The organism is Flavobacterium sp. GNP011 (assembly GCF_056428925.1).
In genome coordinates this window covers 494,411-516,338 of record NZ_JBWJVJ010000001.1, presented here as the reverse complement: position 1 = coordinate 516,338, position 21,928 = coordinate 494,411, and the positions used below count along the sequence as shown (strand labels likewise).

Sequence of the window (21,928 nt, the reverse complement as noted above, 5' to 3'; positions counted from 1 at the left end):
AAAATTCTATAAAATGACAGAAAATGAAATTTCATATCAAATAAGAGGAGCAATTTTCAAAGTTTATAACACACTAGGTCCAGGTTTGTTTGAATCTGTATATGAAAGTGCGTTATACTATGAATTAACTAAATTGGATTTAAAAGTGGAGAGACAACTTGAAATTACCATTCCTTATGACGAAATCATATTAGATGTTGCTTTCAAAATTGATTTACTAGTTGAAAATAAAGTAATTATTGAATTGAAATCTGTGGAAGATTTAGCACCTATTCATTATAAACAAATTACAAATTATTTAAAATTGACTGATAAAAAACTGGGATTGTTAGTTAATTTCAATACTGTCTCGATTTTAGAGGACATCAAGCGGATTGCTAATAAAATATAATTACAATAAAATGGCACGCAAATTTTGCAGATTTACGCCGAGAAATTAAGGACTGGACATAAAAAAATCCGCGAAAATCTTTAAAAATCTGCGTGCCAAAAAAAGCAGCTTAAACAAATGAACACATTTATATCGGTTTTTGAACAATACGACTGGGATACAATTCAAACCAAAATCTATCAGACAACTACCAAAGAAGTCGAGCAAGCTTTAGCCAAAACCAAACGCAATCTAGATGATTTCCTGGCTTTGATTTCACCAGCTGCCCAACCTTATTTGGAACAAATGGCGCAAATAAGTCACGAATTAACCAAAAAACGTTTTGGCAAAACCATCCAAATGTATGCTCCTTTGTATTTGAGCAACGAATGCCAAAATATTTGTACCTATTGCGGCTTTAGCCTGGACAACAAAATCAAACGAAAAACTCTGACTGAAAGCGAAATCACACTGGAAGTTGAAGCCTTGAAAAAAGCAGGATTCGACCACGTTTTATTAGTAACTGGCGAAGCCAATTATACCGTAAACATCAATTATTTTCTAAAGTCTGTAGCTCAAATAAAAAATGATTTTTCGACAATTTCGGTAGAAGTGCAACCTTTATCCACAGAAGAATACGAACAATTGCACCAAGCTGGAGTGTACTCCGTTTTGGTATATCAGGAAACCTATCATCGGGATGTTTACAAGCAATACCACACCAAAGGGAAAAAATCTAATTTCGATTTTCGTTTAGAAACTCCAGATCGAGTTGGAACCGCTGGAATTCATAAAATAGGTTTGGGCGTTTTGTTAGGATTAGAAGATTGGCGCACTGATATTTTTTTCAATGCTTTACACTTGGATTATCTCCAAAAAACGTATTGGAAAACCAAATACACGGTTTCTTTTCCACGATTGCGTCCAGCGGAAGGAGTGATTCAACCCAACTTTATTATGGATGACAAAGATTTGACGCAGTTGATTTGTGCTTATCGGTTATGGAATGAAGATTTAGAGATTTCTATATCGACTCGCGAGAATGAAAAATTCAGAAATAATATTATTCCGCTTGGTACAACAAGTATGAGTGCTGGATCCAAAACCAATCCTGGTGGTTATGTGGTGGATCCTCAATCTTTGGAACAATTTGAGATTAGTGATGAGCGTTCTGCTTCGGAAATTGCGGCTCTAATTTCTAGCCATGGATACGAACCCGTTTGGAAAGACTGGGATAGAACATTTAGTCAAATGTCATAACGTCGAAAGAAATCGACGATACTTTATAGTTTAACTTTTCACTTTCCACTTTAAGACTTTCAAACTTTAAGACTTAATAAAATGAGCATCATACAAGAATTTTTACGATACAACCGACAAACAATGTTGCCCGAAATAGGTGACTCAGGCCAAGAAAAACTCAAGCAAGCAAGAGTTTTGGTCATTGGTGCTGGCGGTTTGGGCTGTCCTATTTTACAATACATTTCGACCGCAGGAGTTGGAACAATTGGCATTGTTGATTTCGATAAAATAGAAATTCACAACTTGCACAGACAAATCTTGTACACCGAAGATCAAGTGGGCTTATCAAAAGCGTTGATTGCCAAAGAAAAATTAGAAGCATTGAATCCTTTGATTAAAGTATTAGCTTTTGAAGCGAAACTAACTGTTGAAAACGCTGTTCAAATCATCCAAGATTTTGATGTGATTGTGGATGGATCAGATAATTTTGCCACTCGTTATTTAGTGAATGATACTTGTGTAGCTTTGGACAAACCCTTGGTTTATGGCAGTATTTTAGGTTTTGAAGGACAGTTAGCTGTTTTTAATCATAACGGAAGTAAAAACCTTCGAGATTTATTTCCAGAGCCTCCCAACCCAAAAGATGTACCAAATTGCAGTTTGAATGGCGTGCTGGGCACTTTACCCGGCATGATAGGAACGATGATGGCACACGAAACCTTAAAATTAATTATAGGTTTACCAACTTTAAAAAATGAATTGGTATTATATCAAACTTTAGATTGGAGTTTTACCAAGTTGCAGTTTTAATCCTCTTCCCAACCCTCTCCAAAGGAGAGGGAGACTATGGATAAAAAAATCCCGTGAAGAAAGAAAATTCAAAATGGGAAAACTACTGTGCACCATTCAAAATATCCATAAACTCCTCGCGAGGGATTTCTCTGCAACCTAAACTTTCGAGATGCGGGTTGTATACTTGGCAATCGAGCAGTTTGTAATTTTCTTTTTTCAAGTTGTTTACCAAGGCAATAAACGCCACTTTGGAAGCATTAGAAACTAACGAAAACATGCTTTCGCCGCAGAAAACATGACCCAAATCAACACCATACAAACCGCCAACTAAGATATCATCTTGCCAAACTTCTACAGATTTTGCAATGCCTAATCCGTGAAGTTTGCAATAAGCATCAATCATATCATTAGTAATCCAAGTTCCGTTTTGACCGTCGCGTTTCACTTTTTGACAATGCGAAATAACATCTCTAAAATTTTGATTGAAGGTAACCGAAAATTCACCTTTATTGAGAATATTGCGCATGCTTTTGGAGATTTTCAGCTCCTCAAGAAACAAAACCATTCTAGGATTTGGCGACCACCAAAGGATTGGATCGCCGGTTTCAAACCACGGAAAAATACCACTTTTGTAGGCTAACTGCAGGCGTTCTGGAGATAAATCACCACCAATAGCAAGAATTCCATCGCGATTGGCTTGGTTCACTTCGGGAAATTGCAAAATATCAGAAAGATAATGCATGATGAATAAATTATAAAGAAAACGGTAGGAATGCTCAAAAAAAATCCAAATTCCAATATGAAGAAAGCTTCAACTTAGAATTTGGATTAATATACTTTGGAATTTTATTTTAGAACGGCAAATCGTCTGCTTCCTCTTCGTTAAAACTAGTTGCTGGTGCAAATGTTTCTGCAGATGGCATAGGTGGCATTTGCTGAGCAGAAGGACTTTCCGCTTGTAATTTTCCTATTCTCCATCCTTGAATAGTGTTAAAATAAACCGTTTCACCTTGTGCATTTGTCCACTCTCTTCCTCTCAAGTTAATGTCAATTTTTACAGCTTCACCTACTTGAAAATTATTCAACAAATCACATTTATCTTGAACAAACTGAACCGAAATATGTTGCGGATATTGCTCATCAGTTGTTACTACAACATCTCTTTTTTTGAAACCTCCAGATCCAACTTCTTTAGTTTGATCGATCATTTTAATTTTTCCTGTTACTTCCATCTTCTCTATATTTATTGTTATGCTCTATTTTAAAGTATCGGCTAAAAGGACCTTCCATGCCGAGACTACATCATTATCGTTAAGGTATTTTTTTGCCGTAAGATGCATTTTTTCAGTATCATCTGAGCTCAAAACAGCTTTAACTGCAAAATTTTGCTGTACAAATATACTAACTTCTTCGGTTGTAGGCAAGGCTTCAACATTTCCTAAAATCCCCAAATCATTTCCGTTAAAAACCTTACTTTCTTTTATAAAATTTGGAATAGCATCTACACCAATTCCTAAGGTAGCTAGTGGTTTTGGCACTTCAAAAAGTCCTTGATTGGATCTAGAATACCAATTGCCGCCTAAGCGCGAAACCAAATCAATTTTATGTTGATCAATAGCTCCATTTTCATCTAAAACTGCATTGTCAATATGAATTTTCACAACCTCACATAATACTAGATTTCCAGCACCACCTTCAGTACCCAGCGCAATAATTTGAGTAACCTTACATTCAAACTGTACCGGAGATTCTTTTACTCTATACGGCTTAACAATATGAGAGGGAACTGGTGTAAGTCCTGATTTTACAAACTCATCTACCCCATCAGCATACTCTGTGCTGGCTAACGAAATTTGTTGAACCATATCATAGTTCACTACATTGATCACTACTTCTCTGGTAGCTTCGGCATTGATCAAAGTGTGTTTTATTGAGTTGTCTCGCACGCGGCGTGCGGGTGAGAAAATAAGAATCGGTGGATTGGCACTAAAAACATTAAAAAAACTAAACGGAGAAACATTGGCATTGCCATTTTTATCCATCGTACTGGCAAATGCAATAGGTCTTGGACCTACTGAGCTTTGCAAGTAGCCTTGTAATTTTGCTGTATCGATAGTTTTTGGGTCAATTGTGATCATAATTCAAGTTACATTTGAGATACAAAAATAAGCAAATCGATTGAGTTATGAACTTTACACTCTAAAATAGCAGAACAAAAAGTAGGATGAATGTCTCGAAAAAAAATCTGAAAAAAAACTAAAATACAAGCGCATTTATTTCGTTATATTTAGCATTCAAATCCATTAGTATGCAGTTTTCCGAAAGAAGAATTAACACCCGCTGGGTAATTATTTTCGCATCGTTTTTTATCATCACCTTAATTCTCTGGAATACGTATACTTTTTTTCAAATTTTCAAGAATGAAGAGCGCTTGAAAATGAATCTTTGGGCGCAGGCCCAAAAAACATTAATTAACGCCGATGAAAATACTGAGGTTGAATTGCCATTACAGATTTTTAGCAATAACACTTCTATCCCAATTATGCTAACCGAAAATGACAGCATCATCAATACGGTTAATATTGAGGATGACAATTTGTTAAAAAGCAAAAAAGCTATCTCAACACTAAACACCTTAAAATCAGAAAATGATCCCATTGTTATAGAATATGTTCCTGGGAAATTTCAAAAACTATATTACGGCAACTCTTCCCTATTAAACAAACTAAAGTATTATCCCCTTGCGCTGGTATTAATAATTGTTCTTTTTGGGGGATTAGTGTACAATTACTACCGCAGCACAAAAATGGCAACTCAAAATAAATTGTGGGCAGGAATGGCAAAGGAAACAGCACATCAAATAGGCACGCCATTATCTTCTCTTATTGGCTGGGTTGAAATTTTAAAATCTGAAAATATTGCTGAAAGCACTACCCAAGAAATCGAAAAAGATATTGAACGTCTGCAAACCATTACAGATCGATTTTCAAAAATTGGTTCTGAACCCAAACTGGAGCTTACAGATATTGTGCATGAAACTCAAAAATCATATGATTATTTACAATCTCGATTTTCAAAACAAATTCAGTTTTCATTTAGCGCTCCTCATGCAACTATTAAGGTTATGCTTAATCCAATTTTATACAGCTGGACCATAGAGAATCTAGTTAAAAATGCCATTGACGCCATGAAAGGTAAAGGAAATTTACAACTAGTAATTGTTGCTGATGCCGAAACTGTTAAAATCAATATTACCGATACCGGAAGCGGCATCCCTAAAAAACAGTATCAAACTATTTTTGAACCCGGATTTACCACTAAAAAAAGAGGGTGGGGACTTGGACTCTCATTAACAAAAAGAATTGTAGAAGAGTACCATAAAGGAACCATTAGAGTATTACAGTCGGAAATTGGTAAAGGCACTACGATGCAAGTGAGTTTTAAAAAAAATAATTTAGTTTAACGGAACGCCAAACCAGGTAACTTTAGAAAACATTGTTTTTCTGACTATTTTAGACTTGCTCAAATAATTTTTTACAAACAACGAGTGTTCCTCGGCTTGCGCCAAAGCTACACCAATTGATTTTTTAATTGCTTCCACATTAGAAGTGTTTTGATTACCAACAGATCCCACGCTGTAAATATTGTTCTGGCAATTGACTAGTTTCTCTTTTGGTGTTTCAATCATGTTGCTAATTTCAGCATCGGACAAAGCTGGCTTAAACTTATTGTTTCTGTAATAAATAAAATCATTCAATAGAACAATTGCCAGATTCATTTCATTCACAATCGTGTTCAATTTTTCAATATTTGTATTTTGTCGTAAATAAGTCAACTGTTGTTTTTTTGCTTCATAACGCTGCAAAATCATGGCGTTTTTCAATCCATTTTTCTCTATTCTTTCTGCCGAAGCAAATAATTTATCCGCTTCAGATAATGCATTATATTTGGTAATTTCATTCTCAAAATCAAAGTATTTCTTGGTTTTATTGATTTGAATTTTCCCTTCATAAAACTCATTATTGGTAATTGGATAATTCGAAAATTGCCACAAATAATCAAATGGAATGTGGGAAGCAATTATTGTAGAAGGACCTGCCTTAAAATAATAATTGTTTAGTTTTTTTGAAAACTTACCATTATTTACAAAGCCAGAACCCCAAGTTGGATCAAATATATACCACTTTTTATCAACTTTTGCAGCGATCCAAGCGTGGGCTAAATCACTTATTTTTCCGTTTTGCTTTGTATAACCTTCAATGATATAGGATTGAATTCCTGTTTTTTGCGAAAGCTCATTGAAAACCACTGCATAATGAATACAAACTCCTTTTTTAGTTCTTAACGTCTTTGCGATTTGTTCTTGTTCGGTTTCATTAAAATTTACGGTAAACATATTGGCAACATCATAGCTGATATTGGATGTAGTCCAATAAAAAACAGCTCTAATTTTATCCGTTTCTGTTTTGAAATTAACGTTGATATAGTTTGCAATTGCTTGCGTAGAAGTTGTTGCATTAGCAGGAATTGCCACCATTTTAGCATCAATCACAGTATAGCCAGGATTTACTTGTCCAAAATTCAACAAAGAGAAAAAGAAAAAAAATAACAAAAAAATGTTTTTCATAGTATACAGTGTAGGCTTCATAAAACAAAAAAGAGAACAGGTTTGAACCTATTCTCTATTAAACGAAAAGCGTACCAAATTATTCTATTGATACAACTTTTATAAATAGGTTTTTATGCTTGCCGCCAAAGCTTCAAATTCTTCTTTGGTTAACGTTACTTTATTTTGAAAACGCATTTCATCCATTTCATTCAATGGAATCAAATGAACGTGCGCATGAGGGACTTCGAGGCCAATGACTGCCATACCTACCCGTTTACAAGGCACTGCTTGCTCTAAAGCGACCGCAATTTTTTTTGAAAACTGCATTAAGCCAATATACAAATCGTCATCTATTTCAAAAATTTTGTCGATTTCTTGTTTTGGAATACAAAGCGTATGCCCTTTAGCATTAGGGTTTACGTCTAAAAATGCCAAAAAACGATCGTCTTCAGCGATTTTATAACATGGAATTTCTCCTTGAATAATTTTGGTAAAAATACTTGGCATGGTGCTGAACTATTAGTGAATAGATGTATTAATCGCGTGATATTTCAAGAATTTCAAACTTCAAGACACCGTTTGGCACCGTAATTTCTGCAACTTCCCCTACTGATTTTCCTAGTAAACCTTTACCAATAGGTGACGTAACGGATATTTTTCCAGTTTTCAAATCTGCTTCACTTTCAGCCACTAATGTGTATTTCATTTCCATTCCGTTGGTTTGGTTTTTGATTTTCACATTCGATAATACCAAAACTTTAGAAAGATCTAAATGGGATTCGTCAATTAATCTAGCGTTTGAGTGTACCTCTTCTAATTTTGCAATACGCATCTCAAGCATACCTTGTGCTTCTTTGGCAGCATCATACTCAGCATTCTCAGATAAATCTCCTTTGTCTCTAGCCTCTGCAATATCTGCTGATGCTTTAGGACGCATCACGCTTTTTAGATAATCTAATTCTTCTCTTAATTTCTTTAATCCTTCTGCGGTGTAATACGATACTGTACTCATAATTTCATTAATTATATAAATAGAAAAAATCCCATCGGGACGGGATTTCTTTCCACAAAGATACTACTATTTTTTTTCGTCTATAAATATATGTTAATCATATATAATTCAAAGTTAAATAAATTAAATTTGTTTCACTAATACTTTGACACTAATTTAAAATGAAAAAAATTCATCTCTTATTTGCATTGATTCCCTTGATCTTTTCTTGCAGTGATTCTGGCGTTAACAATAACAATCCCTTTATCCCTAATTATACTTTCAGCATGGACCTAAACTTAAATTTACCCACCTACTCTAACCTAAAATTCGTTAGTAATGCAGTTTATATTTCTGGATTAGGAGCAAAGGGAATTTATGTGTTTTGTACGGCACCGGGTAACTATAATGCTTTTGACGCAGCCTGTCCCAACCAAGCTTTGAACTCTTGTTCTAATATGACTCTAAAAGGAATCAATGTAGTTTGCGCTTGCGATAGTAAAGAATATAGTTTGTTTACTGGTCAAGCTCAAGGCGGTGCTCAATATCCTTTGAAACAATATCGAGTTCAAGTTAATGGAGATGTATTACGTGTATACAACTAATTATAATTTATAACTTACGGATAGCATAAAAATCCTTCGCAATACAAAAGTGGTGCGCTGACTGATTAGATAATCTGAAAAGGAAAAATCGTTTTTTGCCTTGTTATCCAATAGATTATTAACTATCACTTCGAAACTAAAAGGACTGTTCTTTTTTTGATAACGCAACGAAGTATTGGCAATGTCGTAAAAATTACTCTGCTTGTTGCTATTGGTGTTTTTAAGATTTTCGTAACTGCATTTGAACGTCCAAAATTTTGCGATGGTAATGTCAAAATCAAATGTAATCGCATTGGTCTGAAACTATTTAAACCAATCCATTTTTATATGCAAGCGCAGGTCAAAACGGTACTTTTTTTTGCTGAAAGAATCGAATAGATTATAGTTCGTCTCGGGATTATCGCTCAAAACATAAGCATTAATAACTAAAAATCCTGACAGCGAACCATCAGGATTTCATCCAATAACAAACAATTCAATTCATTAAAATTTCAAAGTCATTCCTACTAAGAAATTAATTCCTGCTTGAGGATAATAACCCGCTCCTTCAATTGTTGTTACTGATGGAGGATTTGAATAATCATCATCAAACGTATAAAAATACCCGTTTGATATGTATTTGTAATCGAAAATATTATTTACCAAACCATTTATCATAACCGATTTAAAAACCGATTTAGGTTTCCATTCATACGACAAGTTCAAGTCATTTACGAAATACGATCTCAATTTAGACCTTTCTGAATCTATGTTACCCATGTACTGCTCGCCAACAAATTTTGACAAAAACGAAACTTGTAAATTACTCACAGGCAGAAACGTGATGATATTTCCAGCAATAAAATCAGGCGAGTAAGCAATATTTGTATTTCCTAAAGATGTCAAAAATCCATCTCTACTAAAAAAGAAATCTTTATTCTTATTCGTACTAATGGTCATATTAGGCCTAATAATTAAGTTCTCTAAAACTGCTATTATAGCATCGAGTTCCAGACCTAAACGATAACTATCACCACTATTTTTACGAATAGGTGCACCTACATCGTCCAAGGCTCCTGTTAATATTAATTGATCTTTGTATGCCATATAATACACATTGGCATTCAGTTTTACCTTTGCCGAATTGTGACGCAATCCCAACTCAAAATCATTTAATTTCTCTGGTTTTGGGCTTCCGTTTTCATAATCGGTTCTATTCGGCTCACGATTGGCTCTCGCATAAGAAGCATACAATTGATTATTACCGTTGATTTCATAATTCAAACCCGCTTTTGGGTTAAAAAAAGTAAAATTATCATTCACTAAACCAGTTTCTGCGGCATTAGCTTTGTAGTGTACATTACGCAATTGCAAGTCTCCAAATAAACTAAGTTTATCTGCAATTTGATAATTTGCTTTAGCAAAAATATTTCCATCTGTTTTTGTTGCAAAATCATCATAATAACGGTCCCCTAATTCAGATGTTGATGCATAACGCGCCCAAACTACGTTACCAAAGTGACTGCCTTCGTATTTATTATAGCCTCCACCTAGAATCACGTCCCATTTGTCCTGCTTATAAGTAGCCGAAAAGGTGGTCCCGTAAAAATCGTTATCCAACCATTTTTGACGAATCAAATCAGTTTTATTGATCGTGGTTCCTCCTATTACGATCGGTGTCAATCCGTACTCAGCAAACTTGGCGTTTTCTTTATAGTTCTCATAATAGCCTTTTCCTTTAGAATAAAAAACAGCTAAATTAGTATTCCAAGATGCAGATACTTTTTCGTTCCAATGCAACTGAAAATGATCTTGCTGGTAATTATCGGTTTCATTATTGTAAAACCTAGTATTCCCAAATTCATCAGTATACATCCCAGCCGTATTAAAAGTTCTATCGTTTTTCAACACATTTAGATCCTCTAATCCGTTCCATGATTGATAGGTTTTTTCTTTTCCTCCAAAAGCCAAAGCTTTAATCAAAGTAGTTTTACCCACATAAGTTCCTTGCAGGAAAAAAGATTTTAAATCAGAAGAAGCTCTATCAACATAGCCGTCAGACTTCAGTGCCGAAACTCTACCTGCTAATTCAAAATGATCGTTTAATAAACCCGTACTGAATTTTACAGTATGCTTTCGAGTATTAAAACTCCCAAAAGAATTCGAGATCTCACCATTGCTTGCGTTAGCATAACTATCCGTAAGCATATTTAGGCTTGCGCCAAAGGCACCTGAACCATTTGTAGAAGTTCCTACACCGCGCTGCAGTTGCAAACTTTCAACTGATGAAGCAAAATCTGGCATATTGACCCAATACGTTCCATGACTTTCGGAATCGTTATAGGGAATCCCGTTAATCGTAACATTCACACGAGTGGCATCACTACCACGCACTCGTATACCGGTGTAACCAACTCCATTTCCAGCATCAGAAGTTGTGACTACAGATGGCAAATAGTTCATCAAAATAGGAATGTCTTGACCTAAATTTCTAAACTTAATTTCCTTTTTGTTGAGATTGCTAAAACTTACCGGTGTTTTTGTAGTAACTCGTACTGCCGAAACCAAAACGGCATCAAGTTGATTGACTTTAGTGGTGTCTTTTACTTGTGCAAAAGTGAAAAAAGAAAAGAGAGAAAAGAAGATAGAAAATAGACGAGTCAAAGATAAGTTTGACGCCTTCGACTGTGCGCTTTTGCGGCTTGTAAAATAAAATAAAGTTTTCATCCGTAAAAAGATTACGAATAAAAGGGGGAATTATTCTTTTTTGTTTTAATTAATAAAATGATTTGTTTCTATGACAAGACAGTAGCGTGCACTCTAAATATTTTGTCAATTTTCCGTAAACAGCATTACCTGTTCCCGTTCTTTGGGTATGATCTCAGCTCGTTATTTAGAGCACCCCTTTGAGACAGTGCAAAACTAATTATAAAATGCGAATTACAAATTATGAATTGGAATAAATTTTAAAAATCGGGATTTTCTATGATTTTTTTGGTTTGCATTGTGATTAAAACCATGACTATAGCTCTGGTTTCTTTCGGTTTTTTTTAATTTCAGAAGTGCTCTTTTTATCCTTAATTCTCTTTCTAATGACTGATTTTGGGATTCTTGTGGCTTTCCGTTCCTTGGGTACAAACAACGCATCAGCAATTAGATTTAAGAATCGCTTGGTTACAATATCTTTGTTTCGAATTTGGCTCCGATCCTCATCACAGTTCAATATCAAAATTCCCTCAACCGTCAATCGTGATTTTAAATTTTCAGCTACAAGTACTTTCTCTTCTATAGTTAATCCTGTAGATTGCATCAAATTAAATGAAAGCACCACTTTTGAGGATACTTTATTCACATTTTGTCCACCCGCACCACTACTTCGTACTGCTTTGTAATTTAATTCCGCTACTATTTGTTGTTTATCCATTACTTGAAAGCTTAAGGTTGATGTAAGGGTTTTAATAAATCATTTACTGTTTTCACTGGATTAAAAGTGATCAAAGGCACTTGAACAAAAACAGTTAGCCAGTTGGCCATAGCTCCGTTCCATAAACCTGGCAACTCATACCCTTTGATAGCGATACCAGCAGCGTTTTTTTCGACAACAAAACCGCTATTTGGATCGATAAATTGAGTTAAATCAAATTTTTCATTCTTGTAATTCTTTATTCCGCACACTAAATCAACTGGATTAAAATGAGTAGCTGCTTGTGCAATGTTTCTTTGCTCTTCATTATTCAAATCAACTTGAGAACTCTCCACAATTTGCAGAGAAATCCCTCCATCATTATCCCGAACCCAAAAAGGTCCTCCGCCTGGCTCTCCTTCGTTTTTGACCATACCACAAACCCGAATTGGCTTGTTCAAAATGACTTTTAAAATCTCTATTTTTCGTTCAAGAGGTTCAGTAAAAAAGTCTGTAGTTATGGTAACATTCAACTTTTTAGTGATAAAAAGGACCATGTTTTGCAAAACTTCTTTGTCAATAACACCTTCCTCTAAAACTCTCAAATACTTAAAAACATCTTGCTGTAAGAGTAATAAAATGCCCGCTAAGCCTTTTTTATAAAGGGTAATTTTATCAATATTATTTTGAATAACGTTATCTATATTTTTAATAAAAACAATGTCAGCCTCTAAATTATTTAGATTTTCAATTAAAGCGCCATGTCCTCCTGGCCTAAACACCAATTGGCCTGATGCATCCCTGAATGGCTTGTTATCAAGAGTTACCGCAATGGTATCCGTACTTTGATTTTGATAAGAATAACTCACATCGACGGGCATACCAGAAAGCTTTTCGACTCTAACTTTACTAGAAGCTGTAGTTATTTCAAAGTAATGTTGATGCAATTCTGAAACTGTAAAATGCAAACTAGAACCTTTATTTGAGCTCGAATAGTGCGTACACTCCAATAAATGCTCCTCAATAGGAGTTGCGATATGCGTTTTGTAATCGTGAAAAGGAAGAACGCCTTTTGGCTTGTTTGCAAAATCAAAATCATCTGAGGACAAGAGAACTTTAACAAAATAGTAGTTTTTTAAACTGCGATCCAAAGAATCAAAATTTTCAAATTCCTCTTTTAATTTGGCATCAACTGCTTCGAAAAAAGGAAATTTCTCCATTCCCACTATAAAAATAGAAAGTTCACTAGCTTTTTTACGATTGATGTAGGCGTTAATAGATTCATTTTTATAATCAAAGTCGTTTAAAAATTCATTCAAAAATTTAAACATTCTACTGGCTGCACCTGATGCAGGAACAAACTTATTTAGACTTAAATTTGTTTTATGCGCATCAAAAAAAGCAGCTTTTTCTTGAAACTCTATATCTGATAATTTCAAAATACCGCGAGATAATTCTGCTGGGCTCACTAAATCTATCGGCGCAATGCCGTTACGGAAAAAATTTAATTGAGCTTGAATATTTTGAATGGCTATTCCATGCTGGTATATTTGTACAAAATCAGCTGTTGAAAAACCTATTGATTTAGCTAATCTCAAATCATCAATAATACGGATTGCCTTATTTAGCCTTAATTCTTGATCTCCTGATAGCGTTATAAAAGGTTTTTTGTGCTCAAGCAAGGCTTGTTTAAAGACCGCAAAGACCGATTCTCTGCCCTGAGGTTTATCCCTTAAATCATCTTTTTCCCAAGGCACATCAATGTCTGTGAGAAAAATAAGTTCGTATTCATGTTGGCATGCCGCTTGGTGCAATCCAGGATCACAATAATTATAGTACACCTCCGAAAAAACCTTAGTAACCATCAAATTAGTATCACAAAAAAGATATGTATTTGCTTTTAGCGCAAGTTCATTTTCTAATTGAACTTGGCCAACTGCAATAGGAATCATGTCTTCAAGGTCACAAATTTGTTGTTTTTCGTCCCATTTTTGCTGCAAATAATCTCGGGCAAACTCAGGTACCCATTCTGTTTTATAATATGCCGCAAGTTGCCTCGCCAATGTAGTTTTGCCAGTACTTTCAGGACCAAATAAAGCTACCTTGCTTATTTCTGTAGCTCCGTTTGAGCGTTGTTTGAGATTTTCTTCCATTCTAAATAGCCAAAAATGGCAACTACTGTAAATACTAAATATTGAAAACTAGTAAAAGTATAACCTTTTGCAAAATACAACGGAATCGAAATTAGATCCCCAATAATCCAAAAAATCCAATTCTCTACTTTTCTTTTGGCCATAAGCCACATTCCTACAAAGAAAATTCCAGTGATAAACGTGTCTACATAAGCGTACCATGTAGTAAATTTATCAAAAAAATAGTACACTAATGTTACAAAAGCCACTGTAAATATAAAAAGAATAATGGCAATTCGTTTTTCAGAGCGTGAAATTTTTGAAATTGGGAAAGCAACAGTTTCCCCTTCTTTTCTCGTCCAATGATACCACCCGTAAATACTCATTATAAAATAGTAGCCATTGATCATCATATCGCCCCAAAGAACCCATTTCCATAATAAATACACAAATATTGAGGTACTTATTAAACCCGTTGGGAAAACCCAAATATTGTCTTTCTTAGCACACCAAACACTCAATAAACCAAAAATAACAGCAACAATTTCTAGAAATATATCTAATGTTGGGTACTCACTGTACTGTGAAAAAAAATAATCTACCATTAATTAAGGATTAAAAAAATTCAAATCATTTTCAAAAGCGGTTCCAATGACCACCAAATCTGCACCAGCGTTGTAAGCACGTTGAATTCCATACAAATCTATAATTCCTCCTCCAACTAGCAATGGAATCTCAATTTTTTGTGCTACTTTTTTTATCATTTCCATCGGCACGGGAAGTTGTGCCCCGCTTCCCGCTTCCAAATAAATGAGTTTACTACCAAGCATTTCACCTGCTAGAGCGGTATTCACAGCTAGATCTAAATCATCACGACTCAATGGCTTGGTTTTGCTAACGCGTTCTACGGCTGTTTCATTTCCACTTTCAATTAAAATATAACCCGTAGATATGATTTCTAGTTGGGTTTGTTTCAAAATAGGTGCTGCAGTTACTTGATGTCCTATCAAATAATCCGGATTGCGACCCGATAGCAAGGATAAAAACAAAATAGCATCTGCTTTATCTGAAATCTGCGTGGGATTTCCAGGGAAAAGAACAATTGGAAGGGTACAATCTTGTTTAATCCTAACTATCAATTCATCAATGATATTATTATGTACAAGGCTTCCGCCAATGAAGATATGAGTTGCTGGTGATTGATTGATTTTTGATATTAAAATCGCTACTGTGTTCCAATCAATTTTATCAGGATCTAGAAGGATCGCTAATAATTTTTGATTTTTAGTTTTGGCTTTTATTATTTGGGCGTATAAGTTCTCCATAAGTTTTACCGCTAATTCGCAAATTTACGGCTTGTTTTAATTTTCAAATGCGTAAACTAGAGTAAAGTCTTCCATCTCTTCAAAACAGATTTTGAAATCTTGAATCACGTTATCAAAATGCAATTGCGCATTAGCCTGCTTATTTTCTAACTCAAAAGGATTTACCTGAATATGATCCTTAAAACTGATGCCTTTTTCGTTTCTGATTTTAAAAATGGCTTCTTTTGCACCCCAAATAATGGTTAATTTCGGAATGTAATCTTGGCTTTGTTCAACTAGAAAACTTAGTTCAGCATCACAAAATTTAGAAGCAATACTTTTTATTTTTTCGCGCTGCAGTTCGATATCAATACCTACTTTTTGATTGCTAATAATAATCGCTGCAAATTCATGCGAATGTGTAATAGAAATATGCTGACCATCCTTCAAGTGCGGTTTTCCAAAAGCGTCGTAATACAAATCAAAATCCGTGTAACCAGCCTCGTGCAAGAGCATACGAACACTTAAAAAAGCACGCTGGTGCAACTCCGACTTCATAGACTCTAACCGAGCTTGGCTTTCGGGTCTTAATTGAATTTGGCTTTGCAAGTATGCGAGCGACTCTGTGACTTTCCAAATAAGCATTCGAGTACCCAGTTGTGGGCGTGTATCTTGATATAAAGGCATGTTAGTAACTTGATTTATAGCCCCGATTGCAACGGAAATCCTTTTTTATCCGCTTCTTTAGCGGGAAAAAAGATTGCAGTGAAAAGCGGGAAATAGCTCCTAAAAACGAAAATGAACGCCAAGAAACTTTTTATTTTATTGATTTTTAAAAGTTTACACCGCTAAACATTTCATAAATAGAAGTGAATGTTTTTATAATCCTAAGATATTATGTAAATTTGCAAAAAATTTTCACCCGATGCTCTACAGCAATCGGACGAAGTAATTACAAATATACTATAAATGAGTACAGCAACTATGCCTTTCGTGGCTTTCAAGGTTAAAGACATTTCCCTAGCGGCTTGGGGAAGAAAAGAAATTGAATTAGCAGAAGCTGAAATGCCAGGTTTAATGGCGCTTCGTGCAGAATATAAAGACGAACAACCTTTAAAAGGTGCTCGTATTGCAGGATGTTTACACATGACGATTCAAACTGCAGTTTTAATTGAAACTTTAATTGCTCTTGGAGCTGAGGTAACTTGGTCTTCTTGCAACATTTTCTCTACTCAAGATCAAGCTGCTGCTGCAATTGCTGCTGCTGGAATTCAAGTTTACGCTTGGAAAGGATTGAACGAAGAGGATTTTGACTGGTGTATTGAGCAAACTCTTTTCTTTGGTGAAGACAGACAGCCATTAAACATGATTCTTGATGATGGTGGAGATTTAACAAACATGGTTATTGACCGTTACCCACATTTAGTTGCTGGCATCAAAGGATTATCTGAAGAAACTACAACAGGAGTTCACAGATTGTACGAAAGAGTAAAAGCGGGAACATTACCAATGCCTGCTATAAACGTTAATGACTCGGTTACTAAATCGAAATTTGACAATAAATACGGTTGTAAAGAATCTGCAGTTGATGCAGTACGTCGTGCAACTGATGTTATGCTTGCTGCAAAAAGAGTTGTAGTATGCGGATACGGTGACGTAGGAAAAGGAACTGCTGCTTCTTTTAGAGGTGCTGGATCTATTGTTACGGTTACTGAGATTGACCCAATTTGTGCTTTACAAGCTGCAATGGACGGTTTTGAAGTTAAAAAATTAGATACTGTTATCGCTACCGCTGATATCATTATTACCACAACAGGTAACAAAGACATCGTTTTAGGTTCTCACTTTGAGAAAATGAAAGATAAAACTATCGTTTGTAACATCGGACACTTTGATAACGAGATCGACATGGCTTGGTTGAACACCAACCACGGAGCTTCAAAAGTTGAAATCAAACCACAAGTTGACAAATATACCATTGCTGGAAACGACATTATCGTTCTTGCCGAAGGTCGTTTGGTAAACCTCGGTTGTGCTACAGGTCACCCAAGTTTTGTAATGAGTAACTCATTTACAAACCAAACTTTGGCTCAAATCGAATTGTGGAAAAACAGTGCTGCTTACAACAACGAAGTATACATGTTACCAAAACATTTAGATGAAAAAGTAGCTATGTTGCACCTTGCTAAACTAGGCGTTGAATTAGAAACTTTACGTGACGATCAAGCAGCTTATATTGGTGTTGAAGTAGCTGGTCCATTCAAACCAGAGTATTACAGATACTAGAAATGTTTTTGATTTAAGTATCGAGGCCTCTGTTTAGGTCTTAAATTTTTAATTCATATTTCAAACCCGATAGATTTTAAAAATCTATCGGGTTTTCTTTTTTATTTCTTACACTTTCAATAAAAACAATAAAAACAAATTTTTGATAAAATTTTTCTTAATTTCGAAAATTAATTTTCAAAATAGATGCAAATAAACTAACCACATGAGAAAATATTTAATTTTAATACTGTTTACAGTCATACCATTTTTATCAAATGCACAAATGCCAAACTCGCCAAGAATACAAATGGCTCAAAGAAATCAGCAATGGACAAATCAGCAAAACTTAAAATGGAACAATCGAATGATGGGGAAGTCAAATTCTCAAACCGAAATAGCAGAAAAAAAAATTGCCAAAGAAGAACAGAATAGACAGAAATTAGAAGAAAAAATAACACAATTAAGTTCCGATCTAGAAAAACAAAGAAATCAGTTAGCGGCGCTTGAAAATCCTACTAACAACAAAAATGATTCTTCCGAAAAAGAAAGCGAAAAAACAAAAGAACAAATAACTAAGACCGAAGAAAAACTTAGTAAAACAAAAACCGAACTCGAAGCAAGTTCTAAAAAAATTGAACTTTTAAAATTAGTCGGAAAGTTTTCTGTAACAAATAAAGAACAACTTAATAAATAAGTACAATAATAATTTAAAATTTTGAGGACCAACCATCCCTTTAAAAAAGACTTTCAGTAAAGATACTATTTCAGATTGACAAGAAATACAGGAAATTTATATTAGGACTATTTAATGGGATTACAAACTAGAACACTACAGATACTAGTCCTATTTTGTCATTCTGACGATAGGAAGAATCCAAACCCTTGCAGCAATGCGAGGTTTTTTTGTTTTTGGGCATGACCCGTAGTCTCGTCCAAAAAGACGAGACTACGGGTCGGGCTATACGCTGTATCTTTTTTGCGCTGCGCTCCATAAAAGGATGCCGCTGCTATCCCTCATGCTGTTAAGAAGACTTTTTTTAATAGAAAGCTTTTTTAAAAACTATACTAAAGCAATTTAATATTGTAGTTTTACATAAAGAACAATACCAAAAAACCATTATGACTCCCATTAAGCCCTACTTAGTTATACTTTTAATAATTGTTTTTCAAAGCTTAGCTGCACAAGATAATGATCGAAGCGCCTACCAAACTCAGCTGTATAAATTAGCAATAAAAACGAGTGAGAGCGGTGATTATTTAGAAGCAATAAAAACTTTTGCAATTAGCAACAATATAAATCCTAAAGCCGAAATCGCGGCTTTTGCAATTAAAAAAGGTGATTCCTTAAAAGGAATACTACGACAAAACAAAATCAATGAACTAATTGGCAAATGGAAATGGATCCCAAAAGAAGGCAATTGGGCAATACGAGAAGATAATTTAGTTGGCAAAATGATTCATATTACTACAGAAGCAATTCAGTTTTTTGAATTGTATAAAAATGCAAAAGAATGGAAACTAGTACAAACCGACAAGATCCGATTTTCAGAAAATCCAGAATCGTATTCCTTTACAGAATTTTTGAATTCTAATAATGAAATTTGGGATTATAATATTAATTCAACTACCGGCGAATTAAAAGCATATTATATAGGCGAAAAAATAGACAATAATTATACTGAATTAGTATGCGGAAATCCAGAATTATTTTATTTTAAATTACAATAGTTAAAAACCTTATGACTAAAAGAAAAGACAATCAAATACAACATCTTTTTCTATTGTAGATTTCAGTTCTTGGCTTCTTGCCTTCAAAAGGTCAAAAACGTTATATTAATTAAATTTTAAACCAAGTTATACACCCGATTTACATTTATATAGCATTTAATACAATCAAGCTAAAAACAAAAAAACCATTTCTTTCGAAATGGTTTTTTTAAATAATTGAGAAAATCAATTATGCTTCAACTTCAAATGGAAGGATAGAAACATAAGATTTGTTATCTCTTTTCTTTTGGAAGAAAACAACTCCATCTACTCTTGCGTGCAGTGTGTGATCTTTACTGATGTAAACATTAGCACCTGGATTATGTTTTGAACCTCTTTGTCTTACGATGATGTTCCCAGCAATAGCAGCTTGACCACCAAAAATCTTTACGCCTAAACGTTTTGATTCTGATTCTCTACCATTCTTAGAACTACCGACACCTTTCTTGTGAGCCATGACGTATTAGTTTTATATTGTTATTATTCTTGAGTATCTTCTTTTTTAGCTTTGGTTGCTTTTTTCTTAGGAGCCTCTACTTCTTCAGTAGTCGCTTCTGCTACTGCTTTTTTAGGAGCTGCTTTTTTTGCACCTACACCAGTAATACCTTCAATTACAATTTGAGTAAGATATTGTCTGTGACCATTTCTCTTTTTGTATCCTTTTCTTCTTTTCTTTTTGAAAATGATAACTTTATCTCCTTTTAAGTGTTGTAACACTTTAGCTTCTACTGAAGCACCTTCTATAGCTGGGGCGCCTAAAGTGATTGCTCCGTTATCATCTAATAAAAGAACTTTATCAAAAGAAACTTTTGAACCTTCTTCATTAGTCAAACGGTTTACATAAACCTTTAAGTCTTTGCTTACTTTGAATTGTTGCCCTGCTATCTCTACGATTGCATACATACTGAATTGTTTTAATAATTTTTAAGGTTGCAAATATACACTTTATTTTTTATCCTGCAATTCGTACTCTAAAAAATATTTCAAACCTCTAAACACCTGATTTACTTTTCTTTTCAAGGCCATAATCTCTATTATAAATCAAACAGATGTTAAAGTTTATTTGGGTCGCATTTTTACTGTAACAAAATAAATATCTGCACTACTAATTATCATATTAATAAAATTATTAACCTTATGAAAAATTCATTAATGGCTTTAGGTGCTTTGTTTATGCTAGGAGGAGTCGCTTCTGCGCAGAAAGTAGCTTTTGAGGAATACAAATTAGACAATGGCTTACATGTAATTTTACACAATGACCCATCTGCACCTACAGTTATCACATCTGTGATGTACCATGTGGGAGCCAAAGACGAAAATCCAGAACGCACTGGATTTGCTCACTTTTTTGAACACTTATTATTTGAAGGAACCGAAAATATTAAACGTGGTGAGTGGTTTAAAATCGTAACTGGAAATGGAGGAGTTAATAACGCCAATACTACAGATGACAGAACGTATTACTATGAAGTTTTCCCATCAAACAACTTAGAGTTAGGTTTATGGATGGAAGCCGAAAGAATGTTACATCCTGTTATTAATCAGATAGGTGTTGATACTCAAAACGAAGTAGTAAAAGAAGAGAAAAGACTACGTGTTGACAATCAACCTTACGGCAACTTTTTAGCCGAAGTAAAAAAGAATATTTTCACAAAGCACCCATACCGTTGGGCAACTATTGGTTCTATGAGTCATTTAGATGCTGCAACACTAGAGGAATTTCAAGCCTTTAATAAGAAATTCTACGTTCCTAATAATGCGGTTTTAATTGTAGCAGGAGATTTCAAAAAAGAACAAGCAAAAGAATGGATTCAAAAATATTTTGGACCAATACAAAAAGGAACTCCAATACAAAGAGAAACATTTGTTGAAGAACCAATTACGCAAACTATAAAAGCAAAATACGAGGATGCAAACATCCAAATCCCTGCTATAGTTGCTGCCTACAGAACGCCATCTATGAAAACTAGAGACGCAAGAGTATTAGATATGATTTCATCAATACTAAGCGATGGAAAAAGCTCTAGATTATACAAGAAAATTGTAGACGATAAGAAAATGGCTTTGCAAATAGGTGCTTTTAGTAATAATCAAGAAGACTACGGAAGCTACATTATTTATGGCTTACCACAAGCACCAAATACTGTTGAAAATATTCTTGCTGAAATTGATGCCGAGATTGTAAAACTTCAAACTGAATTGATCTCTGAAAAGGATTTACAAAAACTACAAAACAAGTTCGAAAATCAATACGTAAACAGCAATTCAACAATTGATGGTATTGCAGATAATCTTGCAACCTATTATTTATTGTACGGCGATGTAAACTTGATCAACACCGAAATAGAAATATACCAATCTATTACTCGTGAGGAAATAAGAGATGTTGCAAAAAAATATTTGAATCCAAACCAAAGATTAGTTTTGGATTATGTTCCATCTAAAGACAAAGCTCAAAACTAAGAT

Annotated in this window: 23 protein-coding genes; 9 read left to right on the top strand and 14 right to left on the bottom strand. The window is 34.5% G+C overall.

Annotation, left to right across the window (positions count from 1 at the left end):
* The first annotated feature begins 13 nt into the window (after nucleotides 1-13).
* From AC061E_RS02235 to AC061E_RS02225, 3 genes are all read left to right on the top strand, one after another.
* Nucleotides 14-391: a GxxExxY protein gene (locus AC061E_RS02235; RefSeq protein ID WP_478284804.1), complete on the top strand. Its 378-nt coding sequence runs from the start codon at nucleotides 14-16 to the stop codon at nucleotides 389-391.
* 117 nt (nucleotides 392-508) lie between these two features.
* On the top strand, nucleotides 509-1,630 hold the full coding sequence (gene thiH / locus AC061E_RS02230; protein ID WP_478284803.1) for a 2-iminoacetate synthase ThiH: 1,122 nt from the start codon (nucleotides 509-511) through the stop codon (nucleotides 1,628-1,630).
* A gap of 81 nt (nucleotides 1,631-1,711) precedes the next feature.
* Nucleotides 1,712-2,422 carry a HesA/MoeB/ThiF family protein gene (locus tag AC061E_RS02225; protein WP_478284802.1) on the top strand — a complete coding sequence of 237 codons (711 nt, stop codon included), beginning with the start codon at nucleotides 1,712-1,714 and terminating at the stop codon, nucleotides 2,420-2,422.
* An 82-nt stretch (nucleotides 2,423-2,504) separates the two neighbouring features.
* On the opposite strand, the gene aat is transcribed toward AC061E_RS02225, so the two are convergent.
* The 3 genes from aat to AC061E_RS02210 form a co-directional block, all read right to left on the bottom strand.
* A complete protein-coding gene (aat, locus tag AC061E_RS02220; RefSeq protein ID WP_478284801.1) occupies nucleotides 2,505-3,146 on the bottom strand; it encodes a leucyl/phenylalanyl-tRNA--protein transferase in 642 nt (213 codons plus the stop codon).
* 109 nt (nucleotides 3,147-3,255) lie between these two features.
* Nucleotides 3,256-3,636 carry a DUF3127 domain-containing protein gene (locus tag AC061E_RS02215; protein ID WP_086453648.1) on the bottom strand — a complete coding sequence of 127 codons (381 nt, stop codon included), beginning with the start codon at nucleotides 3,634-3,636 and terminating at the stop codon, nucleotides 3,256-3,258.
* A gap of 24 nt (nucleotides 3,637-3,660) precedes the next feature.
* Complete coding sequence (locus AC061E_RS02210; protein WP_478284800.1) at nucleotides 3,661-4,542, bottom strand: flavin reductase family protein; 882 nt, start codon at nucleotides 4,540-4,542, stop codon at nucleotides 3,661-3,663.
* Between the two features lie 170 nt (nucleotides 4,543-4,712).
* Between AC061E_RS02210 and AC061E_RS02205 the strand changes: the two genes are divergently transcribed.
* Nucleotides 4,713-5,867: a sensor histidine kinase gene (locus AC061E_RS02205; protein ID WP_478284799.1), complete on the top strand. Its 1,155-nt coding sequence runs from the start codon at nucleotides 4,713-4,715 to the stop codon at nucleotides 5,865-5,867.
* Here the strand turns inward: AC061E_RS02205 and AC061E_RS02200 are convergent.
* The 3 genes from AC061E_RS02200 to greA form a co-directional block, all read right to left on the bottom strand.
* A complete protein-coding gene (locus AC061E_RS02200) occupies nucleotides 5,859-7,031 on the bottom strand; it encodes a transglutaminase domain-containing protein (RefSeq protein WP_478284798.1) in 1,173 nt (390 codons plus the stop codon). The genes AC061E_RS02205 and AC061E_RS02200 overlap by 9 nt on opposite strands.
* 99 nt (nucleotides 7,032-7,130) lie before the next feature.
* On the bottom strand, nucleotides 7,131-7,520 hold the full coding sequence (locus AC061E_RS02195; protein ID WP_478284797.1) for an HIT family protein: 390 nt from the start codon (nucleotides 7,518-7,520) through the stop codon (nucleotides 7,131-7,133).
* A gap of 28 nt (nucleotides 7,521-7,548) precedes the next feature.
* Nucleotides 7,549-8,025: a transcription elongation factor GreA gene (gene greA / locus AC061E_RS02190; protein WP_144889642.1), complete on the bottom strand. Its 477-nt coding sequence runs from the start codon at nucleotides 8,023-8,025 to the stop codon at nucleotides 7,549-7,551.
* Nucleotides 8,026-8,186: 161 nt separating this feature from the next.
* Here greA and AC061E_RS02185 point away from each other — a divergent pair, with 161 nt between their 5' ends.
* A complete protein-coding gene (locus AC061E_RS02185; protein ID WP_478284796.1) occupies nucleotides 8,187-8,609 on the top strand; it encodes a Rieske (2Fe-2S) protein in 423 nt (140 codons plus the stop codon).
* 483 nt (nucleotides 8,610-9,092) lie between these two features.
* Here AC061E_RS02185 and AC061E_RS02180 read toward each other — a convergent pair whose 3' ends face one another.
* From AC061E_RS02180 to AC061E_RS02155, 6 genes are all read right to left on the bottom strand, one after another.
* Nucleotides 9,093-11,315, bottom strand: coding sequence for a TonB-dependent receptor (locus tag AC061E_RS02180; protein ID WP_478284795.1), 2,223 nt, complete (start codon nucleotides 11,313-11,315; stop codon nucleotides 9,093-9,095).
* Nucleotides 11,316-11,610: 295 nt separating this feature from the next.
* A complete protein-coding gene (arfB, locus tag AC061E_RS02175; RefSeq protein WP_478284794.1) occupies nucleotides 11,611-12,012 on the bottom strand; it encodes an alternative ribosome rescue aminoacyl-tRNA hydrolase ArfB in 402 nt (133 codons plus the stop codon).
* 11 nt (nucleotides 12,013-12,023) lie between these two features.
* Nucleotides 12,024-14,144 (bottom strand): DUF4301 family protein, encoded by a 2,121-nt coding sequence (locus AC061E_RS02170; RefSeq protein ID WP_478284793.1) that lies wholly within the window; start codon nucleotides 14,142-14,144, stop codon nucleotides 12,024-12,026.
* Nucleotides 14,099-14,728, bottom strand: coding sequence for a nicotinamide riboside transporter PnuC (gene pnuC / locus AC061E_RS02165; RefSeq protein ID WP_478284792.1), 630 nt, complete (start codon nucleotides 14,726-14,728; stop codon nucleotides 14,099-14,101). Before pnuC ends, AC061E_RS02170 begins: the two co-directional genes overlap by 46 nt.
* 3 nt (nucleotides 14,729-14,731) lie before the next feature.
* Nucleotides 14,732-15,448 (bottom strand): phosphoglycerol geranylgeranyltransferase, encoded by a 717-nt coding sequence (locus AC061E_RS02160; protein ID WP_478284791.1) that lies wholly within the window; start codon nucleotides 15,446-15,448, stop codon nucleotides 14,732-14,734.
* A gap of 36 nt (nucleotides 15,449-15,484) precedes the next feature.
* Complete coding sequence (locus AC061E_RS02155; protein ID WP_478284790.1) at nucleotides 15,485-16,114, bottom strand: 4'-phosphopantetheinyl transferase family protein; 630 nt, start codon at nucleotides 16,112-16,114, stop codon at nucleotides 15,485-15,487.
* Nucleotides 16,115-16,396: 282 nt separating this feature from the next.
* On the opposite strand from AC061E_RS02155, the gene ahcY reads away from it, so the two are divergent.
* From ahcY to AC061E_RS02140, 3 genes are all read left to right on the top strand, one after another.
* Entirely contained in the window at nucleotides 16,397-17,713 is a 1,317-nt protein-coding gene (gene ahcY, locus AC061E_RS02150) for an adenosylhomocysteinase (protein ID WP_182648357.1), read from the top strand.
* Between the two features lie 205 nt (nucleotides 17,714-17,918).
* On the top strand, nucleotides 17,919-18,389 hold the full coding sequence (locus tag AC061E_RS02145; RefSeq protein ID WP_478284789.1) for a hypothetical protein: 471 nt from the start codon (nucleotides 17,919-17,921) through the stop codon (nucleotides 18,387-18,389).
* 425 nt (nucleotides 18,390-18,814) lie between these two features.
* On the top strand, nucleotides 18,815-19,423 hold the full coding sequence (locus AC061E_RS02140) for a hypothetical protein (protein WP_478284788.1): 609 nt from the start codon (nucleotides 18,815-18,817) through the stop codon (nucleotides 19,421-19,423).
* Nucleotides 19,424-19,652: 229 nt separating this feature from the next.
* On the opposite strand, the gene rpmA is transcribed toward AC061E_RS02140, so the two are convergent.
* A complete protein-coding gene (gene rpmA / locus AC061E_RS02135) occupies nucleotides 19,653-19,919 on the bottom strand; it encodes a 50S ribosomal protein L27 (protein ID WP_086453627.1) in 267 nt (88 codons plus the stop codon).
* Between the two features lie 23 nt (nucleotides 19,920-19,942).
* Nucleotides 19,943-20,365, bottom strand: a complete 423-nt coding sequence (gene rplU / locus AC061E_RS02130; protein ID WP_478284787.1) for a 50S ribosomal protein L21 — start codon at nucleotides 20,363-20,365, stop codon at nucleotides 19,943-19,945.
* A gap of 234 nt (nucleotides 20,366-20,599) precedes the next feature.
* On the opposite strand from rplU, the gene AC061E_RS02125 reads away from it, so the two are divergent.
* Nucleotides 20,600-21,925: a M16 family metallopeptidase gene (locus AC061E_RS02125; protein WP_478284786.1), complete on the top strand. Its 1,326-nt coding sequence runs from the start codon at nucleotides 20,600-20,602 to the stop codon at nucleotides 21,923-21,925.
* The last annotated feature ends 3 nt before the right edge of the window (nucleotides 21,926-21,928 follow it).

What these genes read in the sequence shown, in the direction of transcription:
- AC061E_RS02155 (WP_478284790.1), bottom strand. Translation starts at nt 16,114, where the DNA reads ATGCCTTTATATCAAGATACACGCCCACAACTGGGTACTCGAATGCTT.
- arfB (WP_478284794.1), bottom strand. Translation starts at nt 12,012, where the DNA reads ATGGATAAACAACAAATAGTAGCGGAATTAAATTACAAAGCAGTACGA.
- thiH (WP_478284803.1), top strand. Translation starts at nt 509, where the DNA reads ATGAACACATTTATATCGGTTTTTGAACAATACGACTGGGATACAATT.
- AC061E_RS02225 (WP_478284802.1), top strand. Translation starts at nt 1,712, where the DNA reads ATGAGCATCATACAAGAATTTTTACGATACAACCGACAAACAATGTTG.
- AC061E_RS02140 (WP_478284788.1), top strand. Translation starts at nt 18,815, where the DNA reads ATGACTCCCATTAAGCCCTACTTAGTTATACTTTTAATAATTGTTTTT.
- greA (WP_144889642.1), bottom strand. Translation starts at nt 8,025, where the DNA reads ATGAGTACAGTATCGTATTACACCGCAGAAGGATTAAAGAAATTAAGA.
- AC061E_RS02235 (WP_478284804.1), top strand. Translation starts at nt 14, where the DNA reads ATGACAGAAAATGAAATTTCATATCAAATAAGAGGAGCAATTTTCAAA.
- AC061E_RS02215 (WP_086453648.1), bottom strand. Translation starts at nt 3,636, where the DNA reads ATGGAAGTAACAGGAAAAATTAAAATGATCGATCAAACTAAAGAAGTT.
- AC061E_RS02125 (WP_478284786.1), top strand. Translation starts at nt 20,600, where the DNA reads ATGAAAAATTCATTAATGGCTTTAGGTGCTTTGTTTATGCTAGGAGGA.
- AC061E_RS02160 (WP_478284791.1), bottom strand. Translation starts at nt 15,448, where the DNA reads ATGGAGAACTTATACGCCCAAATAATAAAAGCCAAAACTAAAAATCAA.
- AC061E_RS02210 (WP_478284800.1), bottom strand. Translation starts at nt 4,542, where the DNA reads ATGATCACAATTGACCCAAAAACTATCGATACAGCAAAATTACAAGGC.
- AC061E_RS02205 (WP_478284799.1), top strand. Translation starts at nt 4,713, where the DNA reads ATGCAGTTTTCCGAAAGAAGAATTAACACCCGCTGGGTAATTATTTTC.
- AC061E_RS02185 (WP_478284796.1), top strand. Translation starts at nt 8,187, where the DNA reads ATGAAAAAAATTCATCTCTTATTTGCATTGATTCCCTTGATCTTTTCT.
- rpmA (WP_086453627.1), bottom strand. Translation starts at nt 19,919, where the DNA reads ATGGCTCACAAGAAAGGTGTCGGTAGTTCTAAGAATGGTAGAGAATCA.
- AC061E_RS02180 (WP_478284795.1), bottom strand. Translation starts at nt 11,315, where the DNA reads ATGAAAACTTTATTTTATTTTACAAGCCGCAAAAGCGCACAGTCGAAG.
- rplU (WP_478284787.1), bottom strand. Translation starts at nt 20,365, where the DNA reads ATGTATGCAATCGTAGAGATAGCAGGGCAACAATTCAAAGTAAGCAAA.
- ahcY (WP_182648357.1), top strand. Translation starts at nt 16,397, where the DNA reads ATGAGTACAGCAACTATGCCTTTCGTGGCTTTCAAGGTTAAAGACATT.
- AC061E_RS02145 (WP_478284789.1), top strand. Translation starts at nt 17,919, where the DNA reads ATGAGAAAATATTTAATTTTAATACTGTTTACAGTCATACCATTTTTA.
- AC061E_RS02170 (WP_478284793.1), bottom strand. Translation starts at nt 14,144, where the DNA reads ATGGAAGAAAATCTCAAACAACGCTCAAACGGAGCTACAGAAATAAGC.
- aat (WP_478284801.1), bottom strand. Translation starts at nt 3,146, where the DNA reads ATGCATTATCTTTCTGATATTTTGCAATTTCCCGAAGTGAACCAAGCC.
- pnuC (WP_478284792.1), bottom strand. Translation starts at nt 14,728, where the DNA reads ATGGTAGATTATTTTTTTTCACAGTACAGTGAGTACCCAACATTAGAT.
- AC061E_RS02200 (WP_478284798.1), bottom strand. Translation starts at nt 7,031, where the DNA reads ATGAAAAACATTTTTTTGTTATTTTTTTTCTTTTTCTCTTTGTTGAAT.
- AC061E_RS02195 (WP_478284797.1), bottom strand. Translation starts at nt 7,520, where the DNA reads ATGCCAAGTATTTTTACCAAAATTATTCAAGGAGAAATTCCATGTTAT.